This is a genomic window from Aminobacterium sp., from assembly GCF_034926885.1.
Lineage (GTDB): Bacteria > Synergistota > Synergistia > Synergistales > Aminobacteriaceae > Aminobacterium.
The window spans coordinates 128,272-153,246 of the sequence record NZ_JAYFQR010000002.1 but is presented as its reverse complement, the minus strand read 5'-3'; the positions used below and the strand labels follow the sequence as shown (position 1 = coordinate 153,246).

Annotated in this window: 23 protein-coding genes; all 23 read left to right on the top strand. The window is 42.1% G+C overall.

Going from position 1 to position 24,975, the window contains the following annotated elements; genetic code table 11:
* Window positions 1-10 precede the first annotated feature (10 nt).
* The 23 genes from lpxD (at window position 11) to VB083_RS01150 (ending at window position 24,956) form a co-directional block, all read left to right on the top strand.
* Entirely contained in the window at window positions 11-1,057 is a 1,047-nt protein-coding gene (lpxD, locus tag VB083_RS01260; protein WP_213701285.1) for a UDP-3-O-(3-hydroxymyristoyl)glucosamine N-acyltransferase, read from the top strand.
* A complete protein-coding gene (lpxC, locus tag VB083_RS01255) occupies window positions 1,054-1,893 on the top strand; it encodes a UDP-3-O-acyl-N-acetylglucosamine deacetylase (protein ID WP_213691000.1) in 840 nt (279 codons plus the stop codon). Before lpxD ends, lpxC begins: the two co-directional genes overlap by 4 nt.
* A 13-nt stretch (window positions 1,894-1,906) precedes the next feature.
* Window positions 1,907-2,362, top strand: a complete 456-nt coding sequence (fabZ, locus tag VB083_RS01250) for a 3-hydroxyacyl-ACP dehydratase FabZ (RefSeq protein ID WP_213695466.1) — start codon at window positions 1,907-1,909, stop codon at window positions 2,360-2,362.
* Between the two features lie 2 nt (window positions 2,363-2,364).
* The gene (gene lpxA / locus VB083_RS01245) at window positions 2,365-3,168 is read left to right on the top strand and encodes an acyl-ACP--UDP-N-acetylglucosamine O-acyltransferase (RefSeq protein WP_213690998.1); all 804 of its coding nucleotides are present in this window, start codon (window positions 2,365-2,367) and stop codon (window positions 3,166-3,168) included.
* The gene (locus VB083_RS01240; protein ID WP_213690997.1) at window positions 3,161-3,658 is read left to right on the top strand and encodes a KdsC family phosphatase; all 498 of its coding nucleotides are present in this window, start codon (window positions 3,161-3,163) and stop codon (window positions 3,656-3,658) included. Before lpxA ends, VB083_RS01240 begins: the two co-directional genes overlap by 8 nt.
* Complete coding sequence (gene lptG / locus VB083_RS01235; protein WP_213690996.1) at window positions 3,648-4,745, top strand: LPS export ABC transporter permease LptG; 1,098 nt, start codon at window positions 3,648-3,650, stop codon at window positions 4,743-4,745. The genes VB083_RS01240 and lptG overlap by 11 nt, the downstream gene beginning before the upstream one ends.
* 1 nt (window position 4,746) lies before the next feature.
* Window positions 4,747-5,556 (top strand): LpxI family protein, encoded by an 810-nt coding sequence (locus VB083_RS01230; protein WP_323401612.1) that lies wholly within the window; start codon window positions 4,747-4,749, stop codon window positions 5,554-5,556.
* Window positions 5,541-6,635 carry a lipid-A-disaccharide synthase gene (lpxB, locus tag VB083_RS01225; RefSeq protein ID WP_213690994.1) on the top strand — a complete coding sequence of 365 codons (1,095 nt, stop codon included), beginning with the start codon at window positions 5,541-5,543 and terminating at the stop codon, window positions 6,633-6,635. The genes VB083_RS01230 and lpxB overlap by 16 nt, the downstream gene beginning before the upstream one ends.
* Window positions 6,632-7,738, top strand: coding sequence for a cdisaccharide synthetase (locus VB083_RS01220; protein ID WP_213695463.1), 1,107 nt, complete (start codon window positions 6,632-6,634; stop codon window positions 7,736-7,738). The genes lpxB and VB083_RS01220 overlap by 4 nt, the downstream gene beginning before the upstream one ends.
* The gene (locus tag VB083_RS01215; protein ID WP_213690992.1) at window positions 7,731-9,485 is read left to right on the top strand and encodes an ABC transporter ATP-binding protein; all 1,755 of its coding nucleotides are present in this window, start codon (window positions 7,731-7,733) and stop codon (window positions 9,483-9,485) included. The genes VB083_RS01220 and VB083_RS01215 overlap by 8 nt, the downstream gene beginning before the upstream one ends.
* Window positions 9,469-11,742 (top strand): tetraacyldisaccharide 4'-kinase, encoded by a 2,274-nt coding sequence (lpxK, locus tag VB083_RS01210; RefSeq protein ID WP_213695462.1) that lies wholly within the window; start codon window positions 9,469-9,471, stop codon window positions 11,740-11,742. Before VB083_RS01215 ends, lpxK begins: the two co-directional genes overlap by 17 nt.
* A complete protein-coding gene (gene kdsA / locus VB083_RS01205) occupies window positions 11,717-12,574 on the top strand; it encodes a 3-deoxy-8-phosphooctulonate synthase (protein WP_213695461.1) in 858 nt (285 codons plus the stop codon). Before lpxK ends, kdsA begins: the two co-directional genes overlap by 26 nt.
* 2 nt (window positions 12,575-12,576) lie before the next feature.
* Window positions 12,577-13,584 (top strand): KpsF/GutQ family sugar-phosphate isomerase, encoded by a 1,008-nt coding sequence (locus tag VB083_RS01200; protein ID WP_213690989.1) that lies wholly within the window; start codon window positions 12,577-12,579, stop codon window positions 13,582-13,584.
* A 43-nt stretch (window positions 13,585-13,627) separates the two neighbouring features.
* Window positions 13,628-14,833 carry a 3-deoxy-D-manno-octulosonic acid transferase gene (locus tag VB083_RS01195; RefSeq protein ID WP_213699656.1) on the top strand — a complete coding sequence of 402 codons (1,206 nt, stop codon included), beginning with the start codon at window positions 13,628-13,630 and terminating at the stop codon, window positions 14,831-14,833.
* Entirely contained in the window at window positions 14,803-16,038 is a 1,236-nt protein-coding gene (locus VB083_RS01190) for a hypothetical protein (RefSeq protein ID WP_323401611.1), read from the top strand. The genes VB083_RS01195 and VB083_RS01190 overlap by 31 nt, the downstream gene beginning before the upstream one ends.
* Window positions 16,039-16,040: 2 nt before the next feature.
* Window positions 16,041-16,766 carry a 3-deoxy-manno-octulosonate cytidylyltransferase gene (gene kdsB / locus VB083_RS01185; protein WP_213699655.1) on the top strand — a complete coding sequence of 242 codons (726 nt, stop codon included), beginning with the start codon at window positions 16,041-16,043 and terminating at the stop codon, window positions 16,764-16,766.
* Window positions 16,767-16,790: 24 nt separating this feature from the next.
* Window positions 16,791-17,912 (top strand): ELM1/GtrOC1 family putative glycosyltransferase, encoded by a 1,122-nt coding sequence (locus VB083_RS01180; RefSeq protein ID WP_213699654.1) that lies wholly within the window; start codon window positions 16,791-16,793, stop codon window positions 17,910-17,912.
* Complete coding sequence (locus VB083_RS01175; protein ID WP_213699653.1) at window positions 17,909-18,925, top strand: glycosyltransferase family 4 protein; 1,017 nt, start codon at window positions 17,909-17,911, stop codon at window positions 18,923-18,925. The genes VB083_RS01180 and VB083_RS01175 overlap by 4 nt, the downstream gene beginning before the upstream one ends.
* Window positions 18,926-18,945: 20 nt before the next feature.
* Entirely contained in the window at window positions 18,946-20,025 is a 1,080-nt protein-coding gene (locus VB083_RS01170; protein WP_213699652.1) for a glycosyltransferase family 4 protein, read from the top strand.
* Window positions 20,015-21,028, top strand: a complete 1,014-nt coding sequence (locus VB083_RS01165) for a glycosyltransferase family 9 protein (protein WP_213695456.1) — start codon at window positions 20,015-20,017, stop codon at window positions 21,026-21,028. The genes VB083_RS01170 and VB083_RS01165 overlap by 11 nt, the downstream gene beginning before the upstream one ends.
* Window positions 21,025-21,990: a glycosyltransferase family 9 protein gene (locus VB083_RS01160; RefSeq protein WP_213695455.1), complete on the top strand. Its 966-nt coding sequence runs from the start codon at window positions 21,025-21,027 to the stop codon at window positions 21,988-21,990. Before VB083_RS01165 ends, VB083_RS01160 begins: the two co-directional genes overlap by 4 nt.
* Window positions 21,991-22,007: 17 nt before the next feature.
* A complete protein-coding gene (locus tag VB083_RS01155; RefSeq protein ID WP_213699651.1) occupies window positions 22,008-23,219 on the top strand; it encodes an O-antigen ligase family protein in 1,212 nt (403 codons plus the stop codon).
* Window positions 23,220-23,513: 294 nt separating this feature from the next.
* Window positions 23,514-24,956 carry an S-layer homology domain-containing protein gene (locus VB083_RS01150; protein ID WP_323401610.1) on the top strand — a complete coding sequence of 481 codons (1,443 nt, stop codon included), beginning with the start codon at window positions 23,514-23,516 and terminating at the stop codon, window positions 24,954-24,956.
* Window positions 24,957-24,975: the final 19 nt, after the last annotated feature.

The window sequence follows — 24,975 nt, the reverse complement described above, 5'->3', positions numbered from 1 at the left end:
GGCAGTTGATATGAAAAATAAATCTGACGTAAATATGACCTTAGGTCAGATTGCCAAATATATAGGAGGGAAGATCGTAGGGGACAAAGAAATGGTTGTACATAAACTTGTCTCTCCAGAAAAGAGTGAAAAGGGTACTCTCTCAGTAATCTGGGATGAAAAAGAACTGGAGTTACTTTCTTCTGATGCTTTGCTTGTTGCAGCGCAATCTTTTTTTAACGAATCTCGCCAAGGTATTATTGTTGAAAAACCGAGAGAAGCCTTTGCTAATCTTTTACATTTATTTGATAAAAAAACCAGTTTCTCATACGGTATTCATCCTGCAGCTGTTGTATCTGAAACGGCATGTATCTCTGCCGCTGCGTATGTCGGTCCTCTTTGTGTTATAGGTGATGATGTTGTAATAGGAGAAAATGTTATTCTTGAAGGGCAGATTTTTATAGGAGAGCGCAGCGTTGTAGAAGCAGGAACACATATTGAACCCCAGGTAGTTTTGTATTCAGATGTGAAGGTGGGGAAAAATGTATTGATTCATAGCGGAGCTGTAATTGGTTGCGATGGTTTTGGTATTATCCCATCATTTCATCCGGAAGCGCGTCCTCAGAAAATACCACAGATTGGTGGCGTTTCCATTAAAGATGATGTCGAAATTGGAGCCTGCACCACTATAGATCGAGGGACTCTCAACGATACCGTTATTGGATCGGGCACAAAGATAGATGATCATGTTCATATAGCTCACAATGCTCAGATAGGAGAAAATTGTATTATAGTCGCCATGTCTGGTATTGCAGGAAGTGCAGAAATAGGGGAAGGCGTTATAATGGCTGCCCGAAGTGGAGTGAAGGATCACGTAAAAGTTGGCTCAAGAGCACAAATAGCGGCTTTTGGCGGGGCAATAAAAGACGTTCCGTCAGGAATAATAGTCTCAGGTTTTCCTGCGCGGGATCACAAAGAGCATTTTAGAGCACAAGCTCTCTACCTTCGTTTACCAGAGCTCTTTGCGCGCCTTAAGGCTCTGGAGAAAAAATTGTCAGGTAGCGGGGAAGAGAAATGAGTTTTTTATGTACGGTAAAAAATCCTGTACGTTTTGAAGGTGTTGGTCTCCATTCAGGGAAGCCATGTAGTGTTGAAATCAACCCCTTATATGTGTCGAGAGGTATTGTTTTTGAAATAGAAAATCGTTCTTATAGTCTTGACGAAGCGGAGCTTCGAGGTAGCGGGCGCGGCACGGAGCTTGTTTTTTCAGATGGAGCCATAGTAAGAACAGTTGAACATCTTATGGCTGCTCTTTATACTCGCAACATAGGGCAAGCAGTAATAAGAATCAGCGGTCCTGAAATGCCAGTTTTAGATGGTAGTTCTCTTGCTTTTTCTAAGAAATTGAAAGAAGTAGGAGTTGTAGAGACAGATTGCGAAACAGTGCCCTTTTGTCCTTGGGTACCTATAGTTGAGACAGACAATAGCAAGAAAAAAATTCTTTGCGCTTTTCCAAGTGACTCACTTTCTATAACGTATGCCATTGAGTATGAAAATCCCGTTATAGGAACAGAAATCTATGACTTTAGAGTCACTTCTGAAGGCTTTTTGGAAGAGATTGCTCCTTGTAGAACCTTTGCCTTGGAAGAAGAAATGGATGCCCTGCGTGAAAGAGGGCTTGCCAGGGGCGGAAATCTTGAAAACGCTATTTTAGTAACACCTCATGAAGCTTTAAATCAAAAGGGATTATATTTTTCAAATGAATTTGTTCGACATAAAATATTGGATATTATCGGAGATTTGGCCTTGTTAGGTCGACCTCTCCATGCCCATATAGTAGCCATCCGTACTGGTCATGACATGCACCTTCGTCTTGTACGGCGGTTAAAAAGAATGTTAAACCGGAATGAATGAAGGAGGATATATAATGATTGACATTGATAGAATAATGAAGGCTCTTCCTCACCGTTATCCCTTTCTATTGGTTGATCGCATCGTATCTGTAGAAGAAAATCGAGTTGTTGGTTTGAAAAATGTTACAATCAACGAACCTTTTTTTCAGGGACATTTCCCAGGAGAACCAGTTATGCCTGGAGTGCTGATTCTGGAAGCCATGGGACAAGTAGCAGCAATGATGATTGTTTGTCGTCCCAATATGGAAAATAAGATTACATATTTGACAGGAGTTGACAAGGCCCGCTTCCGTCGCCCCGTTCGACCGGGAGATCAGTTGATTACTACAGCTGAGATAACGAAAATACGAGGCCATGTAGGCAAAGTAAAAGCTAAGAGCGAAGTTGATGGAGAAATTGCTGCGGAAGCCGAGTACAGTTTCATTTTGGCAGAACAACTCCCAAAAGAAAAGACGGAGGTAAACGACTAATCATGGGCGCGACCATTCACCCTACCGCAATAGTATCACCGAAAGCCGAAATTGAAGATAATGTTGTCATAGGTCCCTACTGTATTGTGGAAGACAAAGTCCATATCGGTGAGGGAACTGTGTTGGAAGCGTTTATTCATCTTCTTGATTTTACAGAACTCGGCAGCACATGTCATATCTATGAAAATACAGTTCTTGGCAGAGAACCTCAAGACAGAGATTTTGGTGGTGAAGAGAGCTGGGTTCGCATTGGCAATAATGTTGTTATTAGAGAGAACGTAACTATTCATCGCTCAAGTGGTGAAGGAACGACAACAGAAGTAGGAAATGATTGCTTCATCATGGAAGGAGTCCATCTTGGGCACAACGTGCATATTGGCAACCGAGTAACAATAGCTAATAAAGCAGGTTTTGCCGGATATGTTACGGTGGGTGATGGTACTGTTGTCGGCGGTCTCGCAGGTTTCCATCAATTTGTTCGTATTGGACGTTTCTGTATGATTGGTGGTTTATCAAAGATAGTTAAAGATGTTCCTCCTTTCTTGCTTGTAGATGGTCATCCAGCGCGTGTGCATGGTATAAATCGAGTCGGATTAAAACGGGCAGGCTTTTCTTCTGGAGAGAGACAGGAAATAAAGGAGCTCTATCGACATCTTTACCATGCTGGACTCCCTTTCAGAACGGCAGCTCAAAGTATGCCTGTAGAAGGAAGCCTCGCCGCTGCAGAAATTTCTGCTTTTGTGGCTCAGTCCAAGCGAGGAGTAACGCCATGGCCGCATGTAATTAAGGGAGATGCAGATGATTAAACTTCTTGTTCTCGACGTAGATGGAACGCTCACTGATGGCGGCGTATATCTAGATGGTCGTGGAAATGAATTTAAGCGTTTTGATATTCATGATGGCATGGGAATCGCCCGTCTTCGTAAAAGTGGGGTTGATGTCGCGATTATTAGTGGGCGTTATTCTGCTGCCACTGAGGGGCGAGCTAAAGAGTTGGGAATTTCATTGCTTCATAACGGAGTAAAAAATAAATACGAAGCCTTACAGAAGTTGGCTTCTGATCTTTCTATCTTGCCTTCGGAAATAGCTTATGCTGGAGACGATATTAATGACGTAGAATGCTTGCAGTGGGTGACATTTAGTTTTGCCGTAGCTAATGCTGTGAATGAAGCAAAAATAGCGGCAAAAAATGTAACATCTGCGTGTGGAGGACATGGAGCCATCAGAGAGGTGGCTGAATATATACTTGCGCATAATAGAGAATGTGTAACGGGACGTGGATGCAGTGAAAAATAGAGGAATACTTGACCGATTTATTTTACGGGAAATGGCCGGGTCTTTCTTTTTTGGTGTAATGGCCTTCACCATGGTTTTTGTCGCGGGGGATCTCCTGTTTCAGATAGCCAGTCTGATTATAGAAAAAGGGATCTCTCTTGGTGTTGTGCTACGGCTTTTTGTTTATCGTTTACCTGAAGTTGTCATATTGACTTTGCCTATGGCTTGTTTGCTTTCTGCACTTCTTACCTTTGGAAAACTTTCAGCCAACAGTGAAATTGTTGCGTTAAAATCGTCAGGCATTTCTTTTCAGCGAATCTTACGTCCTGTAATTATTGGGGCCATTTTCGTTGGCATAGTGGCTCTTATATTAAATGAAACAGTAGTCCCTTTTTCTAATCGTGCTGCCGAAAATCTTATGCGGTACGAAGTAATGCGGGAAAAGCCATCTATTCTCAAAGAGCAGGTTTTTCTTCGTGATGAGAGCAACGGGCAGCTCAACAGAGTTATTTATATAGAAAAATTACAACCTCGAAAAGGTACTATGAACAATGTGTTACTGCAGGAATTCGAGGGCGGAAAGATAAAACGTATTACTGTAGGTAAAACTGGTTTATGGAAAGATGGAAAATGGTGGATCAATGACGGAGAGGTTTTTCAGGTAGCAGAGAATGGAAAAGTGGAACTCCTTTTTCGCTTTGATCGTCAGCAATTTGATTTAAACCTCTCTCCACAGCAAGTTGAACAGGCATCCCGTAAACCCAGCGAAATGAGCGCTATTGAATTGTTGACTCAAATACGGTTACTTCAGGCGCAAGGTGGAAACAAGGCTCCCTTATGGGTTCTTTTTCATTTGCGTTTGGCAGTGCCGTGGGCGAGTGTTGTCCTTGCTATCTTGGGCGCAAGTCTTGGCGTTCGTTCGCATAGAACGGGTTCAGGAGTCGGTTTTGGTCTCAGTGTAATGATTGTTTTTGTTTATTACGTCGTGATGTCTCTCTGTAAAGCTTTTGGAGAAACAGAGCACATGCCGCCTTTTTTGGCTGCCTGGATTCCAAATGTAGTGTTTTTACTTGTAGGCGGATACTTTGCACGAAAGGCGAATGATTAAAATGGGTAAAATAGCTATCATTGCAGGAGAAGGTGTTCTCCCCGAAATTATAAGTCGAAGACTTGCGGAACAGCAAACTTCTCCTTACATCTTTGCCATTGGAGGAACAAGAGAGGCATTGCGTCCTTTCGCTCAGGAAATATGGCCAGTTTTTGACCTCGATCTCAAAGGTCTTTTACATCGTATGCTTGCATATCAAATAGATACACTTATTTTGGCGGGACAAGTTTCTAAAAAACTTATGTATCAAAGAGAGAATCTTGATCAGTTACTTAAGCAGACACTTGATGCTGAAGATAACAATGATCACGCTCTTCTCGGACGGATAGTTGAAACCATAGAAAAAATGGGAATACATGTAGTTGGTTACAGAGATATTCTTTTTGATCTTCTTACCCCAAGAGGGCAGATTTCTCAGCGAGGACTGACAGAGGATGAGTCGAAAGATATAGCATATGGCTGTTCAATCCTTTCTCAGATTCTTCCTCTCTCTTTTGGGCAAAGCATTGTTGTTCACGATGGTGCCGTAGTTGCGGTAGAAGCTATGGAGGGAACGGATGCCATGATTCAGCGGGCTGGCGATCTCGTTCATGGTGGATCGGTTATAAAAATGATGCGAATCGATCAGGATGAGCGATTTGACATCCCTGTTGTTGGACCCCATACCCTTCAAGTGATGGCAAAGGCAGGACAGACAAGTTTAGCTCTTGAAGTAGAACGTACTCTTCTGCTTGAAAAGGAGCATTTTCTTGATCTTGCCGCCAACTTGGATATTGCCGTTGTAGGGGTAGACTCGTGTCTATCTTCATAAGTTGTGGCGAACCTTCTGGAGACTATTACGCTGGATTGATTATAAAGGCTCTTCGAGAATCTACAGAAGAGCCTATTGTAGGTATGCTAGGCAAAGAAGGAATAAAAGCGACAGGAACTGCTCTGTGGTCTATTGATCAATTAAGTCTTATGGGAAGTTCTGATATTGTTGCTGCTATTCCTCGTTTATGGCGTTTAAAAAACACTATAGCGAGTTATATTGTTAGAGAACAACCTCGAAGAGTTATTGTCATCGACAGTCCTGATTTTCACCTTCCTCTTGTTCGTACCCTTCGGAAAAAAGGTTTTAGAAATCCCGTTATTTATGTTGCTCCTCCCACAGTGTGGGCGTGGAGAAAGAAGCGGGTTAAAGCGTTACGCCGATATTGTACATTTATGTTGCCACTATTAGGTTTTGAGCACAGGTATTTACGTGACCACAATGTTCCCTCTGTTTGGGTGGGACACCCTTTTCTTGATTTGAAAAATTTTTCTTTTACAGATCCTTCTAGCAATATAATTGCCCTTTTGCCTGGCAGTCGAAAGAGCGAAGTAGAACGATTATTGCCGGTGCTCAAAGAATGCGCTTCCCAATTTCATGAAATGGGCTATCAGCCAGTTTTTTCCATCGCTCCAGGTCTTTCTTCTAAGATTAAGAAGAAGATGAAAGAGGAGTTACATGAGTGGCAATTTTTCGAGGGTAATGGCAAAGAGTTAATGAAGCAGAGCTGCATTGTAATAGGAGCAAGCGGCACTGTTGCATTGGAGGCCATGATGGTAAATCGTTTTATGATTGTCATATATAAAGGGTCTTGGCTATCATGGCGTATTTATAAAAATTTTGTTAAGACCCCTTGGGTCTCTTTACCCAATATTATGGCTCAAGAAAAGATATATCCTGAACTTTTACAGGAAGATGCTTCTTGTAAGAATATAATGAAAGAAGCTACAAATTATTTACAGGACAGAAAAGTGCAACAAGAAAAACATGAAGCTCTAAAAAGAGCCAGAGACGATATGGGAAAACCAGGAGCTCTTGCTCTTTGGCAAAAGGTTATTTTAGAGGGGGAACGGCAGTGATATCCGTCACCTTGTTGGTTAATGGGCCAGGAGAGCTTTGGGGTTGGTGCAGACCGTTAGCTCAAGAATTGAAACGTCAGAAAAAACATGTGACAATTTGGCTTCTTCCTTGCCAATTCGCAAGTGGGCGGGAAGCAGAGGCTGCTGTGACTATCGGTGCAGATGAAGTCAAAGGTCCCTATTCAGCGACTGAAACATTGAGAGCTTTGAAGAATCATCAAACTGATGTTGTTCTTCAAATGGGAGGGGATCTTCTCTTTGGTCATCACATTGCTCGAAAGCGAGATGTCCCTCTTTTTTGTTATACATACGGACAGAAAAAGGGGTTGCATCACTGTAACGCAGTTTTTACAGCCTATGAAGCTATGGCACGACAGATATCATCAGAAACTATTATTGTTGGCGATCTTGTGAAGGAAGGGGTTTTTATGGACGAAGGGCCCTCCCCATGGCAAGATGAAGATGGTGTAAAATTAGTTTTTTTCCCTGGAAGTCGTCCGGCAATACGGAATAAAGCGTTGCCTTTTTTGTCAGAAGTAACGTATTTGTTGAGAGAAAAAATAGAAACATTGCAAGTAACAACGTTGTTATCCCCATTCTCAAAGATAGAAGAACAAAAAATGTGGGAAGATGAAGGGATGAATCCTTCTATTACGGGAACAGGAATAGTTTTGAAAGAGGCGGATATTGCTTTAACGCAGCCTGGAACTAATACTTTAGAACTAATGCATATGTCTGTTCCAACTCTTGTGGCAGTTCCTTTTGCCTTTTTAAGGGAAATTCCATTAAGTGGAATAAAAAGTTTTATCACGTCGTTACCAACGATAGGCCCTGCAATAAAGGAAAAGATACTACGAAGTAAAGCTGCTCACAGAACGACATATTTGGCGTGGCCAAACCGTTTGGTAAAAAAACAGATAATGAGAGAAAGTGTAGGAGAATTACATCCTTCGGATGTTGCCAACGAACTATATGATTTATGGCAGAATAGAGAGGCTTTCGAAGTTCAAAAGACACAACTTTTAAAGTTATCGCAACAATCTCGAGACATGCCTTCGAAAAGTATAAGCGCCATGATTGAAAGGCTGTGTGTGCATGAATAAAAAACATATCTACCTTCGACTTTTACAATATACACGTCCCTACTTGCCTCGGCTCTTTGCAGCTCTCGGCTGTATGGTATTGGCGTCTGCCTTTACCGTAATTCCGCCGTGGCTTTTAAAGAATGTTGTTGATGATGTGCTGATCGCCAAAAAGATGGATGTCCTTAATGTCCTCGCAATAGGCCTTGTTGCCATCTTTGTTGGAAAGGGTGCTGCTTCCTATGGGCATCAATATCTTATGAACTGGGTAGGACAGCACGTCGTAATGGATCTTCGTGTTCGTCTTTATGATCATATGCAACGAATGTCTCTCCGTTATATTTATGGGAAACGCGTGGGAGAACTTATGTCGCGTATTACGAACGATGTGACTGTTTTACAGAATATGGTGACATCTGTTGTTGTGGATCTTGTTGTTCAGGGAATAACATTTTTGGGAATGCTCGGATTCCTTATATATATAAATTGGCGTCTCACGCTTATGACCTTTGCCATTCTACCTTTAACATTTTTGATTCTTGATCATGCATCGAAAAAACTTCGTATCGTAGGGCACACCATCCAAGAAGAGCTTGCAAGGTTATCTGCCATTGTCCAAGAGGCGTTGTCAGCTATTCGCATCGTTCGCTCATTTGTGACAGAGGATATGGAGAATGAACGCTTTAAGGGACAAAATATGTCTAACTTCAAAGCATTAATGCATGGAGTACAGGTACAATCTGCTCTTTCAGGCATTATAGAGGTTATTCTTATTGCTGCGTTGGCATTTATCCTCTGGGTTGGAGGAAGAGATGTCATACATGGAGTCTTGACGCCCGGAGAACTTATTGCCTTTTTAGGATATCTTGGATTTCTCGTGCAACCTATACGTGTCTTTACCCGTGTAATAAGCAGTATGCAGCTTGGATTGGCTGCTGGAGAGCGAATCTTTTCCATACTCGATACGCCGTGTGAAATTCACTCACCAGAAAACCCTATTCCACTTGGTGTTATTCAGGGTTCTATACAGATGGACGATGTCTGGTTTGCTTATACAGATGAACAGTGGGTTCTGAAAGGTATCTTTATGGAAGCAAAACCTGGAGAAAGAGTTGCCATTGTTGGTTCTACCGGCGGAGGAAAATCTACATTGATGGACCTTATCCCTCGTTTTTATGATCCTTCCAGGGGAACAGTACGTATAGATGGACATGACGTAAAAACTCTTGATTTGACGGAGCTTCGAAAACAGATAGGCATTGTTCCGCAGGATCCTGTTTTGATGAAAGGAAGCCTGGCTTTTAATATATCCTATGGATGTCCATCGGCTACGCAGGAAGATATTGTAAGAGCAGCTCAGATAGCCGGAATTCATACGTTTATTTCGTCTCTTCCTAAGGGATATGAAACAGAGATAGGGGAACGAGGAATAACGTTGAGCGGAGGTCAGCGACAGCGAGTAGCTATAGCCAGAGCGATCATTCGTAACCCCAGAATCCTCATTTTGGATGAGGCAACTTCATCTCTAGATGTTGCAGTAGAGAGTCAGATTCAGGAAGCTATGGAAAAGGCAATGGAAGGCCGGACTTCTTTTGTTATTGCTCATAGACTTTCCACTATTCGGAGTGCTGACAGAATTCTTGTTTTAGATAAAGGTTGCATTGCAGAAAGCGGTTCACACGAAGAACTCATTAAAAAGGGAGGAATATACCGCCACCTTTATGAGTTGCAATTTGGTGGAGAAATCAACCATGAAAGTTGTTCGTAGTTATCTCGAATGGGCGAGAGGAGAGCGCAAAGTAAGTCCATGGTCTTTGCTCGTCCCTTTAACGTGCGTATCTCACAGTTTTATACGTTCTCGGAATTTTTCTTTCGATCACGGTCTTATGGCGAGTTACGAACCCTCTATTCCAGTTATTAGTGTTGGAAATATTACACTTGGTGGAACAAATAAAACGCCATTCGTGGAAATGCTTTCTCGTCATTTTTACGATACGGGAATTAATGTTGGTATTGTAAGCCGGGGCTATGGGGGACAGACGAACGAACCTGTGGTTATTCAGGGAACATCTTTCGATAGAAATATAGTGGGAGATGAACCCCTCCTTTTAGCGTCTCGTCTGCCTTATGTACCAGTTGCTGTTTCGAGAGATCGTTTAAAAGATGTTGAGGCTCTGCAAAAATATAATGTAGAGCTTATTGTTGCTGACGATGCATTTCAACACCGGCGGCTAGGGCGAGATGTGGATATTGTGCTTGTTGATGCCTGTTGCCCTTTTGGAAATGGGCGTCTTGTTCCCGCAGGCATTTTAAGGGAACCTCCAAGTGCGCTGAAAAGAGCACATATTGTTGTTATTACAAAAGCAGATCAAGTATCAGAAAAACAACTTAGAGAGGTTCGTCAAAAACTTTTGCGCTACGTTCCCGAAGAGAGGTTATTTACATCAAGGCTAGAATTACGATGCTGGTCATTCTGGAACGGTTCCTGGCAAGATGAGATTGACTTTAATGTGAATAGACTCCCCGTTGTAGCCTTTTCTGCAATAGGAAGTCCTGGAAGTTTTCGGAGAACTCTTGAACAACAGGGGCTTAACGTTCTGAAAGAGATGCGCTTTAAAGACCACCATCGTTTTGATTACCGCGATATGGAACGCCTCATAGCACTTAAAAAAGAATTAGGAGCGTCACACCTTGTTTGTACTGAAAAAGATGTGTATAACTTGCCGGAAAGTTCTCTTGAGGAGCCCTTGCTTGTGCCCATTATTTCTACAGTTATAGACGAGGAAGAGCGTTTTTGGCATCTTTTAAGTGAAAGGCTTCGTCCCCAACTTGTTGTAGCTTCTAACGGATATGGAGAAGATGCAATGGGAGCATTGCTTGCGCAAAAGGTAAGAAAGCGTTTCCCACTTGCTCGTGTTACTTCTTTTCCCATTGTCGGAAAGGGGGAACAGTATTTAAACGCAGGTATTACTGTTGACTCTGTTACCTCCGATTCTCCTTCTGGAGGAGTTATTAAGTATCATATTTCAGATTTAATACGAGACTTGAAATCGGGTCTCGTTCGACATATTTTTTCTCAATTAAAAGCATGGCATAAGTTGCGAGGACAAATACGAACCCCGCTCTGTGTGGGGGATGTATATCTTTTGCTCCACACATTATGGGGGCAAGGGCAATTGCCAGTGCTTGTAGCCACGGCTAAAACGGTATACTTAAGTGGACATTGGCGCCTTGAACGTTTTTTATTAAAACATCGTTGTCGCCGTGTCTGGACTCGAGATGCAGAAACTGCATCAGAGCTTGTTCGCTCTCATGCAGATGCAATTTTTGCAGGGAATCCAATAATGGACCTAACATGTGATAATACTAATGGGACCTTTGAATGGCCTGGTGAAAAAGAAGTTCGGGTATTGCTTTTGCCAGGAAGTAGAAAAAGGGCGTATCACGATATGAAGTTGCTGCTTGATGCGGCCTTGATTCTTTACGATAAGGTTCCATGTGTTTTTGTAGCGGTTATAGCTCCGTCCCTCGACATAAAGCAACTTGTTGCTGCAGCTCCAGGATGGAGTCTCATGGAAAACGAAAGCGGAATAGAGAAGAATGGATTGCGCGTTTTTTTCCATTTTGGAACGTTAGTATCTGCGGCTGCTCGTGCACATATTCTTTTGGGATTGGGAGGAACGGCGAATCAGGTATGTGCTGGTTTAGGAGTTCCCGTTGTTTCTATTTATGAGAAGGGGAAACTTGTACAGAAAAAACTTCTCGGAGAATCAGAAATCCTTGTGTCACCAGATCCTCGGGTGTTGGCCGATACAGCTTTTGACATTCTTTCAAACCCGGAGCGACGTGCGGCCATGTCAGAAGAGGGGAAAAAACGTTTAGGCGGACCTGGCGCTCTGGATAATGTAGTGGAATATGTGGCACGGGAGTATGGTTGGGATCTTCGATGCCATGTGTATAAAAAAATATCCCGAAATATAAAGCAGGGGGATGACGTGTATGGTTCAACCGATACCAGTTCATGATTTTTGTATAGGAGAGAAAAAACTGACAATTATTGCTGGCCCATGCTCTTTAGAGAGTCTGGAGCTTGGCTTGGAAATAGGAGAAAAGGCAAAAGAAATATGTCATCGTTTGGGAATGAATTATATTTTTAAGGCTTCCTACGATAAGGCAAACAGAACGTCTATTCATAGCTATCGAGGTCCTGGCCTTGAAAAAGGGCTTTCGGAACTGGCTGAAATAAAAGAAAAACTTTCAGTGCCGGTCTTGACTGACATCCATGAGTCGTGGCAAGCTGAGCCCGTAGCTGAAGTGGCAGATATTTTACAGATTCCTGCCTTTCTTTGTCGACAGACCGATTTATTAGTAGCTGCAGCTCAGACGCATCGACCTCTTCATGTTAAAAAAGCTCAATTTTTAGCCCCTCACGATATGAAGCAGGTTGTGGAAAAATGCAAAGAGGCCGGAAACGATAAAGTCATTCTTTGTGAGCGTGGAACAACAATGGGGTACAACCAGCTTGTTGTTGATATGCGCTCTCTTGTGCTTATGAGAAATATGGGGTGTCCTGTCGTTTTCGATGCAACTCATAGCGTGCAGATGCCTGGTGGAAAGGGTACATCAAGTGGTGGAGACAGACGATTTGCTTTGCCTCTGGCCAGGGCTGCGGCAGCAATCGGAATTGATGGTTTATTTATAGAGACCCATCCAGACCCATCTTCAGCAAAAAGTGATGGGCCTAATATGGTTCCTTTGAAGAAGTTAGAATATTTCCTTTCTCAGATTGGCGATGTGTGGAATCTTGTAGAGAACGCCATCGGAAAAACAGATATAGATTGGGCAGAGGAGGCGTAAGCATGGTCTGTCTTCCCAGAGAACGAGCTGGAATTGAACTTGATGATGAGCGGCTTCTTTCCATAGGCCGTAATGTCTTAGAGCAAGAGGCGCTAGAACTGTCACGCAAAGCGAATGAATTGGGAATCGAGTTAGTGAAAGCGGCACGAACCATTCATTGCAGCAAAGGGCGTCTTGTCGTTATAGGTATGGGAAAGTCGGGGCTTATTGGCAGGAAAATTGCGGCAACTTTGGCTTCGTTGGGAACCCCGTCTTTTTTCCTTCACGCAGCAGAGGCTTCCCACGGAGATCTTGGAATGGTTTGTAGAGAAGATGTAGGCCTCTTTATAAGTAATAGTGGTAAGACTAAAGAGGTGGTCTCTCTGTTGCCCTTTTTCAGACGTTTGGGGGCCCCAGTGATATCGATAACGGGAGGAACATCATCTCCTCTTGCTAAAAACTCCGACATTGTATTGAACTCTGCTGTAAGTCGAGAAGCTGATCCGTTGAATCTTGCTCCTACAAGTAGTACTACTGTTCAACTTGCTATCGGTGATGCGATAGCGGGAATGGTAACTGAATTACGTGGTTTAGTGGAAGAAGATTTTGCCCTTTTCCATCCAGGTGGATCTTTGGGGCGGAGACTTTTGACCAAAGTGGAAGACGTTATGGGATCGGGACAAAAATTACCTATAGTAAAACAAAATGTTACGGTAAGCGATGCCTTATTCGAAATGACAAGCAAGGGGTACGGGGCAACGGTAATAGTCGATGCTCAGGAACATCTAGTTGGCATATTTACGGATGGAGATCTCCGTCGTCTTATAGAACGTTGTGGTGTTGAATGTTTAGAATCAGATGTTTCAAGCGCTATGACTCAAAATCCAGTAACCATAGAACCAGGGCGTCTTGCAGCTGAAGCTGTTCGCATTATGGAAGAGCGGGAGATTTCAGTAATTGTTATTGTTCGGGATAAAAAACCGCTGGGAATAATTCATCTTCATGAACTACTAAAAGCGGGGGTGGCCTGATCTGAAATACGCAACATACCGGCATCTCGTTTCGGCTGCTTATATGCTGGCCTATCCATGGCTGGCTCATAAATATAAAATGGGGCTTGATGAACGTAAAGCTTTCTATAGTGACGAGAAAAAAGAAATTTTAAGTCATAATCCCCTTTGGGTTCATGCTGTATCGGTAGGCGAAGTGCAGTCAGCTTGGCCTCTTCTTGGTGCTGTGAAAAATGATTCGAAAGATATTCCCGTTGTCTTATCAACTACAACATCTACGGGGAGGGGAATGGCTTTTAAGCTAGCTCCCGGGCTCTTTGAAACACATATCTACTATCCTTGGGATATTCCATGGATTGTTTCTCGTGCCCTTGATATTATGCAACCGCGTGCCTATGCCGTAATAGAGACAGAAATCTGGCCGAATTTGCTCAAAGAGCTTGCGAAGCGTAAGATCCCAGCCTTTCTTGTTAACGGACGTTTTTCTGAGACAACATCATCAAAGGGGAAAAAGCAGTCTGCATTTTGGAGGGACATTTTTTCTTGTTTTACCCGACTAATGGTTCGTGCTCAAAGTGATGCCGATTATTTGCTTTCATTAGGAATAGATATAAAGAAAATTATTGTTACGGGAGATTGCAAAGTTGATGCATTGGCTTTGCGTCAAAAAGCCGTTGATCTCTCGTGGGCTAGAAAAATTATAGGAGAAAAAAAGCCCATATTTTTAGCGGGCAGTACTCATACGGGCGAAGACGAAATAATACTTGAAGCTTTTTCTTTGGTGAAGGCCCGTGTTCCTGAAGCACGACTTATTATTGTGCCACGCCACCCTGAACGGGCAGAAGCAATAAGTTTGTTAGCCCAAAATGTTGCGTCTGTAGAGCGCTTGTCTTCTTTAGAAAAAGAGTGGAGTATCTTAATTGTTGATAAAATAGGAGTCCTTTTTGACCTTTATGGAATTTGCGATAGTGCTTTTATAGGGGGCAGTCTCGTTCCGAAGGGCGGGCAGAATCTTATGGAAGCTGCGATATTTGGTGTCCCTATTTGTCATGGTCCAGATATGGAAGATTTCCCGGAAGCTGCTGGGGCTCTTGGTGAGAAGAAGGTCGCAATTACAGTACATAATGCAAAAGAGATAGCGGAGTGGTGGATAAAAAGTCTTTCCCCTTCCCTTCGAGACGATGTACGGCGAGGAGCTAGACAGTATTTTGAGGGAGTGGGGGGAGCTGCACAAATATCATGGAGAGAAATACGCGAGGTGATGAGATAATGGAAGTTAATGAAAAGCTGCTGAATCAATTTTATGAGAAGTTAGATGAAAGATCGAAAACGGCTTTAGATGAAGCCGTTGAGACTATGGTGGGAGTGAAGAAAAAAGGCGGCAAAATAGTCGTTGCTACCGGAAGTGGCCCCAATATACATGAAGGAGTTACGACTCTCATCGCTGAATTAATGGATAAAGGAATTATTGATGGAGTTACAACAAGCTCTGCTGTTATTGGTCACGAAATGGCTGGCGCTCTTGATAAAGTGAAAATGTGTAATGCATCGGAGTTAGGGTTCGACGAGAAATATATGCCCCGAGGGAATGTTTTTGAGTTTACCCAGCTTACCCCTTATGAAATAGACGTTCTTCGCCAGGAAATGGTTCTTGATGAGCTTTTTCTGAGACGTGGCGAAGAGGTTGATGGTCATATTGTTTTAAAAGCGGCTGGTAATATGGCTTACCCTATGGGATTAAGAAACGAGTCTTTGGCAGCTGAAATTTTGACGGTGTGCAAGGCATACGGCCTTCCCTTCGAACTTGTTGCAGGATGGGGTGCTGATCGCCGTACAATGATTGGTATCGGTGCCGAAAAAGGATTGCCTGTACTTGTAAGCATTCCTCAGATGATAGGAAGTGGCCATATCGGAATGTCTATCGGAGATAGCATTTCTATTTTTGAAAGGTCTAAACGGATAGCTAGTATGCTTGAAAGCGCTGATATTATTATAGAATCGGCAGTAGCATTGACTCAGGAAATTCACGACGGTCCTTTTGAATGCTATACAGGTCACGGCATTTGGTCGTGGTGGAAAGGTCTTCACACATACAGTTTGCGCGATAAGAAGCTTATTCGCATAGATCTTGATGAAAACCTCAGAAAAGCTCAGGATCTGCAAAAGCAGAGCGCCATGATTCAGGAAGCCATCGATAAAGGATTGCCGAAGACCAAAATTTCTAAAATACCTTTCCGCATGGAGATGTCTGCCTTTGCCAGACATGAAGGAAGTATTCCTATAATTGGAGATATTGGTCAGGTCTGGCCCCTTATGGCTTGGCGAGTTGCGAATGAACTCAATATAAATCTTGATTTTATGAGTTATTCCCAAGAAACAGAAGATGGTAAGGCAATGAGAGAATGGATTGTCAAGGAAATAAAATTCCTTGACCGAGAAAAATTACTTCAAAAAGCGAAGGAGTATCGTATTTAGCTATGAATATACTTGGCGTAATTCCTGCACGTTATGGATCAACTCGACTTCCGGGGAAACCTCTTGCTGATATTTGCGGCAAACCACTTATACAGCATGTCTATGAAAAAGCACAGTGCTCTTCCTTTTTAGGAGCTGTTATTGTGGCAACAGACGATGAAAGGATTATAGAAGCAGTGCAAGCCTTTAACGGCAATGCAGTCCTTACGTCAAAAGAGCATCCCAACGGTACATGCAGAGTGGCGGAAGTTGCTGAAAACATGAATGTGGATTACGTCATTAACATTCAGGGTGATGAGCCTCTTCTCGATCCTCGTATGATCGATGAAGTGGCCCTAGCCCTTACTGAAAACGAAGATATAGTCTCAGCGACTCTTTGTGCGCCTCTTTGTGATGAGGCTGATTTAAGTAACCCTAACGTTGTTAAAGTCGTAAGGGATTGTCGTGGTTTTGCGCTTTATTTCAGCCGTTCACCAATCCCTTATTTTAGGGTGAAGACATCTCTTCCCGTATACGAACATATAGGGATATACGGATACCGTAAAGACTTTTTGATGAAGTATGTGAAATTAGAAGCTACGCCTCTCTCTACGGCAGAATCTTTAGAGCAGTTGAAAATACTTGAACACGGGTATTCGATGAAAGTGGTGGAGACTGCTGTATCCCATCGCGGACCAAGTGTAGATACTCTTGAAGATCTTAATGCCGTGCGTCGTATTTTAGGCTGATCGGAATCATTAAGGAGAACAAACATGCATCGACAACCTGCCCTTGTTATTATTTTGAGTGATGGAATACGAGGTCATCTTTTTCAGAGTAGAGGAATAGCTGGCTGGCTCCATAAAGAAATAGGTGCGGTCATTACAGAATATGAAGTACCTAAAGTTTTAGGGGTACGTAAGTTTCGTCTTCTCAAAATAAGAGGGCGTGCCCTACCGTCGATGAGCAAAGAAAAAATTAGAAATTGGCTTGAAGAGGCTGGAGCTGTTTCTTTATTGCAACAGTGCCAGTCTATTTTCGATCAATATAATGTAAAACCTTGCGATACCCTTTTTATTTCAGCTGGAAGCGGGACTGCGGCATTTAATCTCGCATTATCGAAATATTTGGGTGCAAAAAGTTGTGCCTTAATGACTCCTTCTTTTATAGGTTCGGAACCTTTTGATTTTGGAGTTGTTCCACTGCATGATCGTCCGAAGAAGGCCAATAATGTTTTGCCGACTTTAGGCGCGCCTAATTCCATTTTCCCTGAGAAGTTACAGCAAGCTGCCGAAGAACTGGCCTTGCTTTATCCCTTTCAATCTGAGAATAGATGGGCGCTTCTTATTGGTGGAGATGACGCAAATTATTCCATCAGCAGCCAATGGATACGTGAAAACGTTGTTCCTATCATTCATGCGGCACATGGAGCATGTGCTGACCTTTATATAACAACTTCCAGACGAACGAACTCTGAAGCGGAAGAAGAGCTACTCCGTATTACAAGTAATGAAGCTCATGTTAGAATGCTGTTGTTGGCATCAAAAGATTCCATGAACCCTGTTCCTGGAATGATGAAGCTTTGTAATCGTGTCTTTTGTACAGAAGACTCTGTCTCTATGGCTTCAGAGGCTGTAACAGCAGGACATCGTGTTATATTAATGCGGGTTGAGCATAGAAAGGGAATAAGGGGAATGTTGCAACACATGAGCAAGCCCTTTTATTTGTGGGGAATTCCACGTTTTAACACACTTTTTGATGCTTTCAAAGAGAAAAGCTGTCTTGTGGAATATTCGCAGCAAGTTTTAGAAGAACAAAATGACTATAAAGGAACGACAGAATTTAATGAAGCACGGCGTGCAGCGTTGTGGATAATCAAGAGGTGGAAAGAATGAAAATCATTCAGCTTCTTCCTGAATTTTCTGAGGGGGGAGTTGAACGTCATGTTCTTGCGCTTTCAAATGAATTATCTAAAATGGGGCATACGGTGCTGGTTGTTTCTGGAGGAGGTAAGCTCCAGAAAAATCTAAAAAATGTTGAACATTGGGCTCTTCCTGTCTATCAAAAAAATCCGGCAACGGGTCTATATGCGGCAATAAAGATCGCGAACAGGGCGAAACAAGAAAAGTGGGATGTTATTCACGCACATTCTAGAGTTCCAGCGTGGATAGCGTGGTGGGCAAGTTGTTTCTCCGGGGTCCCTTTTGTTGTTACTGCCCATTCTACGTATTCTAAAAATATGGGAATAGCAGTTTTTAAGAAAGCAGCAGGAGCCATATGTATAAGTCGTTGGGTATATGAATATCTTGACGAGTATTTACCTGCTAAGCGAGTTGTTATCTTAAATGGGCTGCCTCCCTTGAAAATCTCATGGAAGGGTGAACTTTCATCTTGTCCTTTCATCTTTTTATTTGTAGGTCGGTTAACCAAACTTAAAGGACTGCATATTGTCTTGGAAGCCTTGAAAAACTGTTCTTTTAGAGAGAAAAATAACTGGCGTCTAGATATTGTGGGAGATGGACCCTTTAAGCAAGAACTTGAGATTAAGTGTGCTGATTATAATCTTTCGGACAAAGTCTTTTTCCACGGTTTTCAGGATAATCCAGACCAATGGATGTCAGAATGTTCATGTTTTCTGTTCCCTTCATTGTCTGAAGGGATGGGCCTTACGTTGATGAGGGCTATTCAAATGAAAGTTCCGGTTTTGGCCTCCGATTTACCTCCCGTGAAAGAACTCTCTTTCTCTTCCGAATGTTTGATTACTCCGGGAAGTGTAAGTGAGTGGAAAGATGCTTTAGAAGAAATAATTTTGACCAGAGAAACAAAGCAGTTTTTCATGCATGAATTGCCATTTCATAAAGATATGGCGCGAGATACAGCGAATTTTTATGAAGAAATTCTTACTTAATTTCTCCAGGAGGGATATTTATGAGGGTGTTGCACTACGTAAATGAAGGGACGTTGTCGTGGAGCCGCCCTTGGATTCAATTAATCCAGAGTCTACAAAATAAAAATGTAGATAATGTTGTTGCTTGTCCTTTGGAAGGACAATTGTCATCCTTATTTACTGAAGCAGGGATTACTGTTTTTACATACAAACCCCGTATCTCTTGGGCTCCCTTTCTCTGCAAAGGTTTTGAAGAATGTCTAAAAAAGATACAGCCAGATATTATTCATACACGACTTTTTTCTGCAGCAGTTATAGGAGGATATTGGGGGAAAAAATATAATATTCCTGTTGTTGCCACAATAGATTCAAGGCCTAAAAAGAAGTATTTTCGTTATATAGATAAAACTATTGCGGTCTCTTCTTATATTAAACAACAAGCGATAGCAAGCGGGATGCAGAAAGAACACATTGATGTTATTCCTAATGCAGTAGAGGTGAAGTATTATGAAAAACCAGCTACTTTTGACTCTGGAATAGTTAGAGATCGTTATGGAATAAGAAAAGAAGACGCTATTATCATTGCTGCAGGGCGTTTTGTTGGTTGGAAGGGTTTTGATGTTCTCATTGAAGCCTTTAAGAAAATTAGCAGTGAAGATAGTAGAAATGTATGGTTATTATTGGCTGGTTGTGGTGAGGAAGAAGATAAATTAAAATTATTGGCCAATAACCATCCACGTATTATTTTTTTAGGTTTTGTTAATGATATTCGTCCCTTTTTGTGGGCTTCCAACCTTTATGTTTTGCCCTCGCGACTACCGGAACCCTTTGGTCTCTCTTTGTTAGAAGCTATGGCATCAGGGTTGTTATGTGTTGCTACAAGTAACGGGGGACCGAATGATATTATCAATCATGATTATGATGGTTGGCTTGTTCCTCCCGATGATTGTGAAAATCTTGCCAACACCTTGAATCAAGTTTTGCTTTCTTCTGAAGTTCGAAAAAAAGAGGTAGAAAAGCGTGCTATTCAAAAAGCGGCTACTTTTGATGTGGAACAAATTTCTTTGTTGTGTATTGATTATTATCAGTCTTTATTAATGGGAGAGAAATATGCGCATTGAGGCATCTCGTGTTTCACGAGTATTAGTTATTGGACTTTCCTGCATAGGGGACATGCTCTTTGCTACGGCGGCTCTTAGAAACTTGCGTCATTTTTTACCTGATGCCAGTTTCACTTTATGGGCCCCACCTCGTATTATAGGAATGTTTGAAGAAGATCCTATGTGGAATAGTGTAGAATTGTATGATCGTAGAAAAGATTTTTCTGGTTTCAATGGTCGTTTAAAGGCCGTACAAAAAATGAGAGGCGGTAAATTTGACCTTGTTGTCGATTTGAGAGCAACGCTCATGCCTTTAGTTAGCGGAGCTCTGTACTCTCCTCTGTTTGCAGTAAACGAATTTTTCTTCCCCAAGAAAATTCATGAGGTGGAGAAATGGCTTTATTTTTTTTCATCTTTGGGTGTTCCATTGTTATATCGTAATATGCGACTCCATATCTCTTCTTTTCAAAAAAATAATGTTACGACATTTTTGAAAGAAAAATTGAAAGGGAATCCTTTTTTTGTTCTTAATCCAGGGGCCGATTCCGCTAAAAGATGGCCATGGGGACATTATGCTAATCTGGGGGAAAAACTTGTCGAACGTTACAATGCCTATATTGGTGTAATAGGTTATAGCGATCAAGAACAAAAAATAGCTGCTTCTGTGCTTGAAGCTGTTGGCGAAAAGGGGATAGATTTATCAAAAAAGCTGGCATTAAGCACTTTGGGGGCGTGGCTTTCATGTGCTAATTTGGTTGTTTCAAATGATACAGGACCGCTCCATATGGCTGCTGCTCTTTCAGTTCCTGTGGTTGGCATCTATGGGCCATCTCTACCACAGATAAATGGTCCGTGGGGGACAATACATCGAGTTGTTATTCCGCCTGTTTCATGTGCTCCTTGTATCCAAGGGAAAAAATGTAAGCAAGGCGTAGGAAGTTGCCTTTCTAGATTACCTGTTGATACTGTAATGAACGCATGCGATGATGTCTTGTCAGAGAGCCAGCGGGATTCAGAAAAATGAGAGAATTAAACTTAGCGGGGCGAATGCTTGTTATAGCTTATAGCTCTTTTGGTGATGTTATCTCTAAATTTGGTGCAGTCAGAGAGTTAAAAAGGAAAAATCCGCATCTCTATATTACATGGCTTGTTTGTTCCCCCTACAGGGAGCTAGTAGCATCTCAACCTTTCGTAGACGAAATTATTGTTTGGGACCGTTCCCAAGGAAATATTGGCTTTGCTAAGTTGTTACTAGAGATAAGAAGATGTAAGTTCGATATTGTTTTGGATTTACAGCGTTCTGACAGAGCTTTGGTCATGACCCTTTTCTCAAGAGCTTCTCAAAGGATAGGTTGGCACGCCTGGTTCCCATATGTTCATAATTTTTTTGTTCAAGATGCCCTTGCCTTTTTGGGGATAGATACAAACGTTCTTGAAAAACCAAGAATCTTTGTGCCAGAAGAAGCAAAAAAACGGGTTAAATTGCTTTTGGGTTCTCCTGATCTCCCCTTAATCTTGTGTATTATTGGGGCAAGTAAACCTGAAAAATGCTGGCCAGTGGCGAACTGGATTGAATTTTTGAATCTACTTACTGACTTAAATGTTATTCCCTTTCTTATAGGCCATGGAGAATTAGAAGAAGACTGGGGACAGACAATATGTTCATCCACAACAAACAAACGTGTTAAAAATTTAATAGGAAAATTATCATTTTTAGAAATGGGCGCTGCGTGCTCTGTTGCTGCTGTCGCTTTAGGTGGAGATACTGGTCCTTTGCATTTAGCAGAAGCTATAGGAACTTCTACTATAGGTCTCTTCGGTCCCACTGATCCTTGGGATGCGGGATATAAAGATATAGTCTTTATTACAGTTAATTGTCCTCATCTGGGATGCCAGAATTGGGATTGCACATCTCCTTGTATGAAAACATTAAACCCCCTAGAGATTTTTGATGTTGCGCGCGAGATTATTCACAAAAGAGCTTAAAACAAAGGAGCGTTGTCATGGTTGCAGATCGCATGATTGAGTATGGCTTTTTATGGTCTTTATTTTGGTCTCCATGGGGGCCTGTTCCGCGATATTTTGGCTGGTTAGTTGCATTGGTTGGCTTTGCAATAAAAATTGTGCGAAAAGAGCCGATTCCTCCTGTGTTTGAAAAAACAGTATCTTATGTATGTATAGGATTATTGTTATGGGGAGGGGTTGGAACGTGGATTGCGAAACATGACCTTAACGCATGGGGGCGAGGATTCTCTATGCTTGTGGAGTTTCTTTTCGCTTGTTGGCTCGCTGCTTATGTTTTGAAAAAAGAAAAAAACATAACACGTTGGGTACGCATTTGGTACGCAACGATTATGCTTACTCTAGCTTATTCTTTTTATGAAATACTTCAATCCCCGTTAGGCGAAGGTCTTTTCTCAAATATTAATTCTCTTGGAATTTATATTTGCATCATTTTCCCCTTTGCACTTTTATATCCCGGAAGTAATAATTTCGCAAAAATGATGCCAATAAAACGAGTTGGTTATGTTCTCGTTGCCCTTTTAGTGTTTTTAAGCTTAGTTATGAGTTTTACCACCGCAGCATGGGGATCATGCAGTATTGCCCTATTATTACTCCTCTATTTTGATCGGCGTGTCAGGAAAGTAACGGGGCTTTTCTTCTTGACGTTTATACTTATTGCTTCCGCTGGCTATATTTCAGGAAATTCAACTTTTCATCAAGTCTCAAATCGTTTTCTTCGGGAAATTAAGCAAATAACAAGTTTTAATGATATGAGTATGTTAACAACAAAAAGGTCGGATATTTGGAAAGTTTCCTACTATATGATAAAAGAAAAACCCCTTTCTGGTTGGGGGTGGGGAAAATTTCATGAAGAATTTGATGCGATACGAAGAAAATATGTTCCCCAAAATCGAATAAAAATTGCTGATGCACATAATATGTACTTCAATCTTGCTATATACGGGGGAATTCCTACTCTTTTAGGGGTGCTGTTTTTATTTCTAACGGCCTTAAAGAATATGTTTTATAGGTTTAGACAGTCTGGCGACAAGTGGTGTTGGCTTTTTCTTGTCTGTTGGGTTACCATAATATTAATCCTTATATACAGTATTGCAGGTGATGTCTTTTCTTTCAGATATAAGGCAGCTGTTTTATTTTGGTCTGTGCTTGGCTTTGGCTTGCAACGCAGGGATCGTATATTTAGGGCTTAAGCCCTATTCCCATAAAATGAATTTCACGATAGCATAGTCAGCGAAATTACTGAGTCCTTTGACAATTTGGCTTGGTTCATCACAGTGCTTCGTTCATCCGTGAGTATCTCAGAAGGCAGGAAAGGAGGTGCCGACGACCCCCGGCCATAAAGAGGGAGCGGATGTTGAAGGCGGAGAAAACACATTTTAGATAAAAGACAAAAGAAGGAAACGAGGAAACTTCTAATAATGTCTTTCTCGAAAGTGTGTAATCCCGCAAAAATACAAAAAGACAACCAAGGGGGTTGCACTAATATGAAAAAAATGCTTGCACTTGTAGCAGTAGTAGCATTGGTTGCATTTGCCGCACCGGCATTTGCCGCTAATCCTTTCATGGATGTACCTATGAATCACTGGGCCTATGATGCAGTAGGTCAGCTTGCCGCTCGTGGCGTAGTTTCCGGTTATCCTGATGGTTCCTACAAAGGAAACCAGCCCATGACCCGTTATGAAATGGCTTCTCTCGTAGCCCGTGCACTGGCTGTTGTTGATATGAACAAAGCCAGCAAACAGGATGTTGAGATGCTTAAGAAACTCGTTGTTGAGTTTAAAGACGAACTTGACGCTCTTGGCGTAAAGGTTGACAAACTTGACAGCAGAGTAGCTGTTCTTGAAGAGAATCTTGGCGGCTGGAAATTCTGGGGCGAGTTCCGTTTTGATGCGAAGTTTGCCGACAAAAAAGGCGGCCTTTACACGAAGAATAACGATGTAGATTTTGACCTTAATCGTTATCGTATTTGGATGAGCAAAAAAGTTGATGATAAAGTGACTTTCACCGCTCGTCTTGGTAGAAGTGCTGATGTTGCTAACCAGCGTGCAGATATGCGTTGGGAGTATTACTGGATTGATGTTGCCTTCCCATGGGATATTGCCATGAAGGCTGGTGTTTGGACTATGGACTGGCAGGATGCTGATGGTCTTTACACCGATAACGATGCTTGGTTTACAGATAGAATCCATAAAGGTTTCTATTTTGCTAAACCCTTCAGCATGGGTGAGTTTGCAGTTTATGCCTCTCGCATTGACGATGTAAAAAACGGTGACGTAAACGAAGAGGAATTAGCCGAGTACGGTGCTCGTGTAAAGTTTAACTTTAATGAGAATTTCTGGATGTCTGGAAACTATATTCTTGGTAAACTTGAAGATGGTGATGTTGTAGATCCTGACTCCGATGATACGTCTGTATGGTGGGCAGCGCTTGGCGTAAACTTTAATGAGAATTGGGCAGTTCGAGGTGCTTACTATAAAGAAGACCTTGGCAAAACTGTTGATGCTGGTGAAGAGAAACCTGCAGCATGGCAGGCTATCGTTGACGTAAATCAGGAAGCTCTTGGCTTTACTTCTGTTTGGGTTGAGTATACTGATTTTGACGAAAATTTCGAAGCTGCTACCGATGGTCCTTGGGATAACTATGGTAAGGTCACTGGCACATCTCTTGGAAATTACAACAATATTCTTTTCGTTAAGTTAAATCAGAAGTGGAATGATAAGTGGAGCACATTCCAGCGCTATTTGAGCGGTGACGCTCGTGGCACCGGTGTTGACGTTGATGACACCACTAACTGGACATTTGGCGTGAAGTATTACTACACACCAGCTCTTTCTTTCGAGCTTCTCTATGATAAGATTGAAAACAGCCAGACAGAAGCTGGCAACGACGATAACGTAATCAGACTTCGTACTCACGTGGTATTCTAAGTCTAGCTAAAACAGGTAT